The sequence below is a fragment of the Pseudophaeobacter sp. EL27 genome (assembly GCF_900313025.1).
Classification (GTDB): Bacteria; Pseudomonadota; Alphaproteobacteria; order Rhodobacterales; family Rhodobacteraceae; genus Pseudophaeobacter.
In genome coordinates this window covers 685,885-696,091 of the sequence record NZ_OMPQ01000008.1, presented here as the reverse complement: position 1 = coordinate 696,091, position 10,207 = coordinate 685,885, and the positions used below count along the sequence as shown (strand labels likewise).

The 10,207-nt window shown below is 56.8% G+C and carries 9 protein-coding genes and 2 tRNA genes; 5 read left to right on the top strand and 6 right to left on the bottom strand.

Annotation, left to right across the window (positions count from 1 at the left end):
- The first annotated feature begins 91 nt into the window (after positions 1-91).
- Positions 92-168 (top strand) — tRNA-Met (locus tag ED661_RS07840).
- Here the strand turns inward: ED661_RS07840 and ED661_RS07835 are convergent.
- The 4 genes from ED661_RS07835 to ED661_RS07820 form a co-directional block, all read right to left on the bottom strand.
- The gene (locus ED661_RS07835; RefSeq protein WP_122073322.1) at positions 147-764 is read right to left on the bottom strand and encodes a hypothetical protein; all 618 of its coding nucleotides are present in this window, start codon (positions 762-764) and stop codon (positions 147-149) included. The genes ED661_RS07840 and ED661_RS07835 overlap by 22 nt on opposite strands.
- Positions 765-1,038: 274 nt before the next feature.
- Entirely contained in the window at positions 1,039-2,007 is a 969-nt protein-coding gene (locus tag ED661_RS07830; RefSeq protein ID WP_122073321.1) for a DUF2971 domain-containing protein, read from the bottom strand.
- A 169-nt stretch (positions 2,008-2,176) separates the two neighbouring features.
- Positions 2,177-2,266 (bottom strand) — tRNA-Ser (locus ED661_RS07825).
- A gap of 196 nt (positions 2,267-2,462) precedes the next feature.
- Entirely contained in the window at positions 2,463-3,839 is a 1,377-nt protein-coding gene (locus tag ED661_RS07820; protein ID WP_122073381.1) for an aspartate aminotransferase family protein, read from the bottom strand.
- Positions 3,840-4,002: 163 nt separating this feature from the next.
- On the opposite strand from ED661_RS07820, the gene ED661_RS07815 reads away from it, so the two are divergent.
- The 3 genes from ED661_RS07815 to ED661_RS07805 are packed head-to-tail and all read left to right on the top strand — an operon-like array spanning position 4,003 to position 7,045.
- Positions 4,003-5,187, top strand: a complete 1,185-nt coding sequence (locus ED661_RS07815) for a M24 family metallopeptidase (RefSeq protein WP_122073320.1) — start codon at positions 4,003-4,005, stop codon at positions 5,185-5,187.
- A 4-nt stretch (positions 5,188-5,191) separates the two neighbouring features.
- Positions 5,192-6,346 (top strand): acetylornithine deacetylase, encoded by a 1,155-nt coding sequence (argE, locus tag ED661_RS07810; protein WP_122073319.1) that lies wholly within the window; start codon positions 5,192-5,194, stop codon positions 6,344-6,346.
- Entirely contained in the window at positions 6,347-7,045 is a 699-nt protein-coding gene (locus tag ED661_RS07805; protein WP_122073318.1) for a GntR family transcriptional regulator, read from the top strand.
- Here ED661_RS07805 and ED661_RS07800 read toward each other — a convergent pair.
- Positions 7,042-7,731, bottom strand: coding sequence for an NnrU family protein (locus ED661_RS07800; protein ID WP_122073317.1), 690 nt, complete (start codon positions 7,729-7,731; stop codon positions 7,042-7,044). The two genes, ED661_RS07805 and ED661_RS07800, sit on opposite strands and share 4 nt — an antisense overlap.
- A 28-nt stretch (positions 7,732-7,759) precedes the next feature.
- Complete coding sequence (locus ED661_RS07795) at positions 7,760-8,455, bottom strand: Crp/Fnr family transcriptional regulator (protein ID WP_122073316.1); 696 nt, start codon at positions 8,453-8,455, stop codon at positions 7,760-7,762.
- 208 nt (positions 8,456-8,663) lie between these two features.
- Between ED661_RS07795 and ED661_RS07790 the strand changes: the two genes are divergently transcribed.
- Positions 8,664-9,872, top strand: coding sequence for an NnrS family protein (locus ED661_RS07790; protein ID WP_122073315.1), 1,209 nt, complete (start codon positions 8,664-8,666; stop codon positions 9,870-9,872).
- The last annotated feature ends 335 nt before the right edge of the window (positions 9,873-10,207 follow it).

Genomic DNA, 10,207 nt, shown 5'->3' with positions numbered 1-10,207 from the left:
CGGCAATACTGCAATTGTCCTCAAGTAGCCCAACGGGCAAGAGGACAAACGGGCTCAAATAGCGCTCCGCGCGGTAGCCCAAATAAAGTGTCGCGGGATGGAGCAGCCCGGTAGCTCGTCAGGCTCATAACCTGAAGGTCGTAGGTTCAAATCCTACTCCCGCAACCAATATACTTGTAAAGTAGAACACGACACCAAAGCCCCTTCGGGGTGGCTTTGCGCGTTCTACCGCTAAGCTCCTGATGCACTTGTTGAAGTTTAGAAAGCTCCGCTGCAATGCGGATGCTTTCCGACGTCGTTACAACCGACAGAATGCCTGTCAGGTCGCCAATCAGATCAACCGTCAATTCTTCACCCGTCTCGTTGGGGGTCAGAATCACTTTGTCGATCAACGCGCGCAGATGCTGTGACGCTTCGGCACGTGTCTCGGGGTTGTTCATGGTCTCCATCAGCCCGCGCACTTCCTTGTGGTAGCGGTCCGCCATATTGGGGTGGAAGATGACCTTCTCTTCTTTCTGCGTGGACAGAAGCTGTTCTAGCTCATTGAGACGATTGTTCACGATGACAGCGCGGTCCTTGATCATCTCGGCAGGCACACCATCGCAGATGGACTGTACGATCTTTTGTTTCTCGCGTTCCAGCTTGCGCTGTTCCTTGATGAAGTCATTGCGTGAGGCGTTGTGTTGGCTGCGCAGGGCATTCATCCGCGTGGTGTATTCCGCACAGAAGGCAGCCACCAAGCGTTCATCCATCTGTTTGCCCATCCATGTTAACATTCCCGGACTGTTTGGTGTCAAATGTTGCGGGGAAATGTTGCGGGATTGAGGGGTGGGAATCATGCCATCAGGCTGGAGTTTGTTTTAAGTTCTTGTTTTGCAATGAATAAACATGAAAAAAGCCGATGTGAGACACATCGAGTTTTATGAATTCTGGCGGAGACGAAGGGATTTTAGCTTCGCAGAGGATGTTTTTGTTTTCAATGACTTATGGTGAATTTTGCACCAAAATGTTACGGGAATTGTTACGGGATGTGGCGAGTCAGCGTCGCAGTGGAATGTCGGATATACGTATTCTGTCCGAGGCATTTGGCACTCCGCGTTCTTCCAGTAGCAGAGCTAATGCCTCCTTAATAAGTCCGGGCGTTTCAGTAGGGCCGATGATTATCTCTTCAAGCACTTCTGAGATGGCGAAGCCTTCAAAGCCAGATTGGACATTTGGTTTTAGGGGGAGCTTTATTATCTTTTGGGGAACACCAGCTATATTTTCAACCTCCTCTTTCATCAGGGGAGATCGACCGTAAAGGGACGGGGAGTAGACCACCCTCCATTCCTTTTCTTCTGAGAAGCCTGGGTGTTTTACGGACAGAGATGCCATATGGAACGCCCAGTACAAGTATTTGAATACTTCCTCTGCACCTAGGGACTCCAATAGGGGCATTTCATTTTCAAGCCCTTGAATGAGTTCAACAAAGGGTTCTTTGAAGCCATTTGGGTCTGTGTAGAGGACTGGGCTAGAGACTGCTTGAAGCCCCCCATCTTCTGACATGAATGGAGTGTTGTTAAAAACAAGCGCGACATTTGTGTCTCCACCATACGCTCGCCACATCGAAAGGCGTCCATGGTAATTTTCACCTGAACTCAAATCGTCATGTTCACTTACCGAGAGCAGAAAGCTCTGAAATTTTCGATGGTTTGAATGAGAGTCAAATACTTCTTGGAAACGCTTGCTTAAATCGTCATCAAGACTGTTAAGAAGGTTGCGCAGTCGTCCGCCTACATTCGGGTCATTCCAACTTTGGGCTAGGCAGATTTCTCCATGGCGAACTTCGCTGAAGTCATTCATAGCCTGTGCGTTACGTAGCCAAACTTCTTCATGCTTGATTATCTGGGTTGCCGCATAAGCGCTGGTGTAGTGGGAGAACCTTGTCTTGTTTGCTTGAATTGCCTCCATTTTGCCCATTGCGTGAGGCATGAACAGTTTGGCCAACTTTCTCTGTGTTTCATCCATTAAGTGAGTCTCCAAAATGACGTCAACTCAGGATAGACAGAACCGATTTGGAGGGGCAAGCGTTCAAGATTGTTACGGGAAATGTTACGGGATTTGTTGCGGGATGTACCATTTTTGGAAATGTTCCGCCACAATTTTCCTTTAAGATCAATGACTTAAAGGAAAATTGTGGCGGAGACGAAGGGATTCGAACCCTCGAGACCCTTCCGGGCCTACTCCCTTAGCAGGGGAGCGCCTTCGACCACTCGGCCACGTCTCCGTTGACCCGTATATGTCCGGTGATCGGGGGTGACAAGGCCCAAAAATGAGCGCTGTCATATTTTTTCGGTCGATGTTCGGTCAGAGCCAATTCTGCCTGGTTGATGGCTTGATTTCAGATTTGGCCTGAAGCGGCCCGCAACTAAACGGGCCGGTGTATTTTGATTAAATTCAGCTAGGTATCCAAGGCAGTCGGGTTAGCCAGGAAGAACGGCTTCAACAGCGCGTTTGGTTGCCGCCACCACGCTGTCGGCCTCGGCACGGGTGAGGCAGAAGGGGGGGGCAAAGCCGAGGATGTCGCCCTGGGGCATGGCGCGGGCAATGACACTGTCCTGCGCCAGCAGTGAAGCAGAGATCTGCGGGCCGATTTTGTCAGTGGGATCAAAGAAGTGACGGTTGTCCCGATCCTGCACAAACTCCACCGCGCAGAGCATGCCTTCGCCGCGGATATCGCCAACGTTGGGGTGATCGCCGAGGGCTTCGCGCATGGTTTTCTGCAGGTAGGCGCCGGTGCTGCCTGCATTCTCAATCAGGTTCAGCTCATCGATCAGGTTGAGATTGGCCACCCCGGCCGCCGCGCCGATGGGATGGGCGGAATAGGTCCAGCCATGGCCGATGGGGCCGTTTTCGTCGGTGCCCTGTTCCAGCACCTTCCAGACCTTGTCCGAAATAATCGAGCCAGAGAGCGGGGCATAGGCCGAGGTCAGCCCTTTGGCGATGGTGATGATATCAGCCTCCAGCCCGTAGTGATCAGAGCCGAACATGCTGCCCAGGCGGCCAAAGCCGGTGACGACCTCATCTGCAACCAGCAGAATGTCGTGTTTCTTCAGGACCGCCTGAATGGCTGGCCAATAGCCTGCGGGGGGCGGAACAATGCCGCCGGTCCCGAGCACCGGCTCGCCAATAAAGGCAGCAATGGTGTCCGCGCCTTCGCGTTCGATCATGGCTTCCAGCTCGGCCACGCAATGGGCGACAAACTGTTCTTCACTCTGGTCCAGGTCGTCGCGGCGGAAGTAGTAGGGGGCTTCGGTGTGCAGGACCTGAGCCAAGGGCAGATCGAACTTCTTGTGAAACAGCTCCAGCCCGGTGAGCGAGCCGGTGACCAACCCTGAGCCGTGATAGCCACGCCAACGAGAGATGATCTTTTTCTTCTCCGGGCGGCCCAGGATATTGTTGTAGTACCAGATCAGTTTGACATTGGTTTCATTGGCGTCCGAGCCGCCAAGGCCAAAATAGACCTTGGACATATTGGCAGGCGCGCGATCCAGGATCATTTTGGACAGGGTGATCGAGGCCTCGGTGCCGTGGCCGACATAGGAATGATAATAGGCCAGCTCCTTGGCCTGGGCGGCAATGGCTTCGGCAATTTCGGGGCGGCCATAGCCGACATTGACACAGTACAACCCGGCAAAGGCATCCAGCAGCCGATTGCCGTCGCGATCCTCAATATGGACGCCAGAAGCGGTTTTGATCACGCGCGAGGGGCTTTCCCCGCGGGCATGCTGTGCCAGATGGGTGGAGGGGTGAAAGAAGTTGTCGCGGTCCCAGCTGTCCAGTTGATCGTTCTTCAGCATCATGTCTTCCCGTTTCTGTCGCGTAGAATTTGCATATTTGTGTACAACGGCAAATGAATCACTTGCCTTTGCGGTGAAACTTGGCAGTAATCTTCAAAAACATCCATGATGTTTTTGATGTTGTACACATCACAACTCCTTATACCTCAGGAAGGACAACGCAGTGGCCCCAGGAAATGCCCCGTTCAGCCGCGCTGAATACGACCGCCGTATCGCCAAGACCCGTGTCGCCATGCAGCAGGCCGGGATTGAGCTGCTCTTTGTGACGGATCCGTCAAATCAGGCCTGGTTGACCGGCTATGATGGCTGGTCCTTCTATGTGCATCAGGGGGTGCTTTTGGGGTTGGAAGGCGAGCCGATCTGGTGGGGGCGTTACATGGACAGTATCGGGGCAGGGCGCACTTGCTGGATGTCTGCTGACAATATCCATGGCTACGGTGACCACTACGTGCAATCAACCGAGCGCCACCCGATGCAGGATCTGGCAGGCCATATCCGCGCACTGGGGTATGAGGGGGGGCGCATTGGCGTCGAGATGGAGAATTACTATTACTCGGCCAAGGCCCATGCCGTGCTGACCGCAGAGCTACCTCAGGCGCAGATCTCGGATGCCACTGCGCTGGTCAATTGGCAGCGGTTGGTGAAATCCGAAGATGAGATCGGTTTTATCCGCAAGGCCGCGCGAATCTCGGAAAAGGTCATGGCCACAGCCATCGAGCGCGCCGCGCCGGGGGTGCGCAAGAACGACCTGGTGGCTGATATTTATCATGCCGGGATCACCGGCGTTGGCGATGACTGGGGGGATTACCCGGCGATTGTGCCGCTGACCCCCTCGGGATTGGATGCAACAGCGGCGCATCTCACCTGGGATGGAGCACCGATGCGCGAAGGCGAGGCGACCTTCTTTGAGCTTTCAGGCTGTTATCGCCGCTACCACGCGCCGCTGTGCCGGACGGTTTATCTGGGCTCCCCCCCAGAGGAGGTGCTGCGGGCTGAGGCCGCGCAGTTGGAGGGCATCGAGGCAGGTCTGCAGGCGGCGCGGGCGGGCAATCGCACCTGCGATATCGCCAATGCCTTTATTGATGTGTTGAAAAACCATGGCATCCACCGCGAGGGGCGTTGTGGCTACCCCATCGGGCTCAGTTATCCGCCAGACTGGGGCGAGCGCAGCGCTTCGATCCGTAGCGAGGACACCACTGTGTTGGAACCGGGCATGGTGTTCCATTTTATGCCAGCGCTCTGGATGGATACCTGGGGATTAGAAACCACTGAGACCATCCTGATCACTGAAAACGGTGCGGCAGAAACCCTGTGTGATGTGGAGCGCAAGCTCTTCATCAAAGGCTAGGGTGATGGATGTACGGGCGCGCACCTGTGAGATCCTAAGCGATCTGATTGCCTTTCCCACTGTGTCCAGTGAGAGCAATCAGGCGCTGATTGCCTATGCGGCCGGGCTGCTTGAGGAGTGCGGCGCCAAGGTTGATCTCGCCTCTTCTCCCTGTGGGACGAAGGCCAATCTCTTTGCCACGCTGGGGCCAGAGATGGATGGCGGCATTCTGTTGTCGGGTCACAGTGATGTGGTGCCGGTGACCGATCAGGAGTGGAGCTCAGATCCCTTTGTGATGGAAGAGCGAGACGGGCGGCTCTATGGCCGTGGCACCTGCGATATGAAGGGTTTCATTGCCGCCTGCCTGGCCATGGCGCCGACCTATGCGACACAGGTCAACGCCCGGCCGATGCATTTTGCCTTTACCTATGACGAAGAGATCGGCTGTTTCGGGGCGCAGCATCTGGCGGTAGATCTGAAGGCGCGGGGGCTAACGCCGGGGGTGGCCATCATTGGCGAGCCCACAGAGATGCGGGTGATCGAGGGTCACAAGGGCTGTTATGAATACAGCACGCATTTTCATGGGCTTGAGGGTCATGGATCGGCACCGGATCTGGGTGTCAATGCGGTGGAATATGCGGTGCGCTATGTGGCGGAGCTGTTGCAGCTGAAACAGCGCCTGCGCGCCATGGCCCCTGCTGGTAGCCGTTTTGATCCCCCCTGGACCACCGTGAATGTCGGTGCCTTGCAGGGGGGCGTTGCCCATAATGTGATTGCCTCAAAGGCGCAGGTCGATTGGGAAATGCGTCCGGTCACGGCCAGTGATGCCGATTTTGTCAAAACCGCGCTGCGCCAATTATGCGATGAGGAGCTGCTGCCTCAGATGCGCCAGACCTATCCGCAGGCGGAGATCACGCTGGAAACCATTGGCGAAGTGGCTGGGCTGGAGCCGATGGATCAGAATGAGGCCCGCCAGATCATGGCTGAACTGACCGGTGCCAATGGCGCTGATCTGGTTGCCTTTGGCACTGAGGCGGGTATTTTCCAGGCACTTGGCATGGATGTGGTGGTCTGTGGTCCGGGCTCGATTGCCCAGGCGCATAAGGCGGATGAATATCTCGCCTTGGATCAACTGGACCAATGCCTGACTGTTCTGCAGCGACTTGGGAGATATCTTTAGGTGACTGACACCCCTTCACCGCAAGAGGCTTTGGAAGACGCAGGGCTGTCGGTACGGGACCGACATGCCCTGATGCACCACGAACTCCGCCAACGGATCTGCCTGCTGGACTACCTGCCGGGCATGCGCCTCTCGGAGGTCGCCCTAGCCGAGGAGTTTGGCACCAGCCGCACACCGATCCGGCGGGTTCTGGCCCGGCTGGAAGATGAAGGGCTGGTGCAGTCCTTCCACGGGGTTGGCACGGTTGTGACCGATGCCGACCTTGCGGAGCTGGAACAGGTCTACCGTCTGCGGGTGGAGCTGATTGCGCTGACTGCGCGGCTGGATCCGGTGCAGCCCAGTGCCGAGTTCATGGCCGAGTTTGATCGGCTGGTGCTGCGCGGTGCAGATATCGTAGCCACTGGGACCGCGCGGGCCTTTACCCAGTTTGATATCGACGTGTTTCAGGTGTTGCTGCAACTGACCGCTAACCTGCCCCTGCGCCAGACGCTTGAGCGCTATTACTTCCAGACCAAACGGCTCTGGCTTAGAGCCGCCGAAGAGGCGCAGCTGGATCTGGAAGAAGAGTTCCGCATCTTTCAGCACGAATTGGAAGCCATCCAACTGGCCCTGCGTGCCGGCGATATTGATGCTGTGGCACATATTCAGCGGGCGCATATCTCCATGAGCCTCAAACGTCTTCAGCTCAAAAGCCGCTAGGGAAAAGGCCAGACACCAATCACCGCTTCGTGCAGAGGCAGCAGTGAGAGCCAGCACAGCAAGCCAAGCAGACAGCGGGGCGCCAGAGCGCGGGCATTTTGCTGCCACCAGTGACGCTGTGCCAATGGCTTGAGCGACAGCCAGGAGGTCTGCGCAAAAAACACCTCAGCTTTGTCTCCCATGAGACGCGCTGATTTTTTGTCAAAACCCCACATGGCGATAAGCGGGAAGCTGGCGAATGTGCCAAAGAGAATGACATGGGCAAGCTCGCCGTTGACCAGCAGATGCGCGCCAGCCCAGATCAGCAAGGCCAGCAACAGGGGGTGGCGGCTGATGGCGGCAAAGCCGGGGTTGGCGGGATCAAACTCCGCCTCCCGTTTGGAGCCCAATGTGTTGGGGCTGTGCAGGCCCATGCCACAAAAGATCAGCACAAAGGCCAGCGGCATGGTCAGATTGGGGATCCAGCGCATCCAGGGGAAATGCGGCCAGACTTCGATCCGCGGCGCGCCCCAGGCGGCGTTGATCACCCAGGCAAACAGGATGAGCGAGAGCGCGCCATAAATCGAGAAATAGATCGCCCGCCCCAGATTGGCGATCAGCCTGTCGCGTAAACCGCCAATGCGGGGGATGATGTGACTGCTGAGGAAAGCAGTCAGGGCAAGGGCAAAATCCAGCCAGTCACTCATTGGTTTCAAATTCCCTTTGGCTGTCGGATCAGCACTCTGTGCCGCTTAGTGTCGACAGGTGATGGGCATTGGTGACCACAATGCGTTTGCGCGCTGATTTGACCGTGCCGACCTTTTCCCAGGCCGACAGCAACCGGCTGACGGTATGTAGCGTGGTGCCGGTCATCTCAGAGATATGTTTGCGGGTGATGGGAAAGGCCACCTCGACACCGCCGTCAACCTCACTGCCGGACTGGCGCACCAGCCGCAGCAGGGCCGCGGCCACCCGCCGTTCCACCGCCTGGGTTGCCAGCTCGGTAATTCGGGTCTGCATCTCGTCGAGCCTCAGCCCCAGGGTCTTGTAGGTCTCGGTTGCAAAGCCGGGGTAGGCCTGAACAAAAGGCTCCCATAGCCGCACCGGCCAGGAGAGCGCCAGGCTCTCTGAGGCGGTAAAGGCTGTTGCCGGGTAGGTGTCGCGCTGTAGCGCCGGGGCGATGCCAAACAGCTGGCCGGGGGGAATATGCAGAGCGATGATCTGCTCGCCATCTTCTGTTGTGCGCACCACCCGCAGATGCCCATCCAGCAGCAGATAAAAGCGATCCGCCTCATATCCTTCCCGAAAGATCTCGGTCTCGGCATCGTAGCGCTTTGGGCTGGCCTGATCGAGGATCTCGCGAATTTGCCCCGTGGAGAGGCGCGAAAACGGAGGCAGGTCGCTCAGCAGGCTTTCATCGAGTTGGGCCAAGGGATCTCCTGGGTGGCAGCTGTATAGGGTCGGGCAATCGGTGTTGAGTTTGTGGTGTGTCAAAGTTCTCTCCCTGTTGATAGATCATAGCTTGGCTTTAGAAAATACCCGGCCAGGGGCCAAACCGCGTAAATCGGTGGATTGCTTCGGGGTTGGAAGGAAACATCACGGGATCAGCAGGGCTGTTCCCTGCCGCAAGGAGCCGCCAATGACCTCCCGCCCCGCTTGCACAGGTCCCGCACTGTTCTCTTACGGGTTTCGCCCTTTCTTCGGCGGGGCCAGTATCTTTGCGCTGATTGTGGTGCCGGTCTGGCTGCTGATCTGGGAGGGGAGTCTGGAGTTCCAGGGTCATTTCCCCATTGTTGACTGGCATATCCATGAAATGATCTTTGGCTATGGCAGCGCGGTTCTGGCCGGGTTCTTGTTTACGGCTGTGCCAAATTGGACCGGGCGGATGCCAATCAAGGGCTGGCCCCTGGCGCTGTTGTTTTTTGTCTGGATTCTCGGGCGCCTTGCGCTTTGGGGGGCTTTGGCAGCCGCGCCTCTTGTGGTTCTCGCCGTAGATGGGATCTTTTTGCTTTTGGTTGCCGCCATGATTGCCCGCGAGGTCATCGCCGGGAAAAACTGGCGTAATCTCAAGGTCCTGGTGCCGGTTCTGCTCTTGGCTGCGGGCAATGTTCTGTATCACCTCGAAGTCCTGCTGGTCGGCAGTTCAGATTATGGGCGCCGACTGGGGATCGCGCTGCTGGTCTTTCTGATCATGTTGATCGGGGGGCGGATCATTCCCAGCTTTACCCGCAACTGGCTGGCCAAAGAGCGCGGCAAGGAGGCGCCCATGCCGGTGGCCTTTGCCCGCTTTGACGGGCTGTGTCTCGCGGTTGGGGCTATGGCAATGATTGGATGGGTTCTGGCTCCCGAAGCCTCTGTGTCGGGTCTTTTGTTGCTGCTGGCAGGCGTCTTGCATGTGGCGCGACTGACCCGCTGGCGGGGACATGCGGTTCTGGCCTCTCCCCTGCTGGTCATGCTGCATCTGGCCTATTTCTTTGTTCCCATCGGGTTGATGGTGTCGGGCTTCGCTGCCTTTGGGCTGATGGAGCAGGTTGCTGCGGTCCATCTGTTGGGAATCGGTGCGGTTGGGGGCATGACCGTAGCAGTGATGATGCGGGCTTCGCTTGGCCATACGGCACGCCCACTGGTCGCCGGATGGGTGCTCAGCATTGGTTTTGTCTTGCTGCTACTGGCGGCTTTGGCCCGGATTGCGGGCAATGCCCTGCCGCTGGTCGAGTTCGACGGGGTGCATCTGTCTGGGGGGCTTTGGACCCTCTCCTTTGCCTTGTTGTGTCTGCGCCTGTTGCCCTGGTTGTTGCGCGCAAACTCGGCGCGCCGCAAACCAAATTCAGCCCCAAGCCCCTCTTAGAGAACAAGAAAAAATCCCAGTAGGAGGGGGTGCCCCTCCCTTAACTGAACATTCTTGCCTGCGCATTGGTAAGGGCGGGGCCATAGTCTGCAATCTCAGGAGACTGCGCTGTTTTTCGCTCCGGCCAAAGTGAGGAGGGGGGTTATTGTTTTAGGGTTGAATATTTTAATCTTGAAATAAAATGCATTTGGCGCTTACAATTTTGAACAAGATCCACCCCAACAGCATTTGGGGTTGCCTGATTTCACGCAGGTCCCGTTTAAGAGGGCCAAATCTGGGCAAGAAAAACTGGCGCCCCCTGCCTGATCTGGGGATAGTAACGTCATGGCACCTGC

Bases quoted from the DNA above. Each gene is read 5' to 3' on its own strand.
- ED661_RS07790 (WP_122073315.1), top strand. From the start codon at position 8,664: ATGACCTCCCGCCCCGCTTGCACAGGTCCCGCACTGTTCTCTTACGGG.
- ED661_RS07820 (WP_122073381.1), bottom strand. From the start codon at position 3,839: ATGCTGAAGAACGATCAACTGGACAGCTGGGACCGCGACAACTTCTTT.
- argE (WP_122073319.1), top strand. From the start codon at position 5,192: ATGGATGTACGGGCGCGCACCTGTGAGATCCTAAGCGATCTGATTGCC.
- ED661_RS07835 (WP_122073322.1), bottom strand. From the start codon at position 764: ATGGGCAAACAGATGGATGAACGCTTGGTGGCTGCCTTCTGTGCGGAA.
- ED661_RS07830 (WP_122073321.1), bottom strand. From the start codon at position 2,007: ATGGATGAAACACAGAGAAAGTTGGCCAAACTGTTCATGCCTCACGCA.
- ED661_RS07800 (WP_122073317.1), bottom strand. From the start codon at position 7,731: ATGAGTGACTGGCTGGATTTTGCCCTTGCCCTGACTGCTTTCCTCAGC.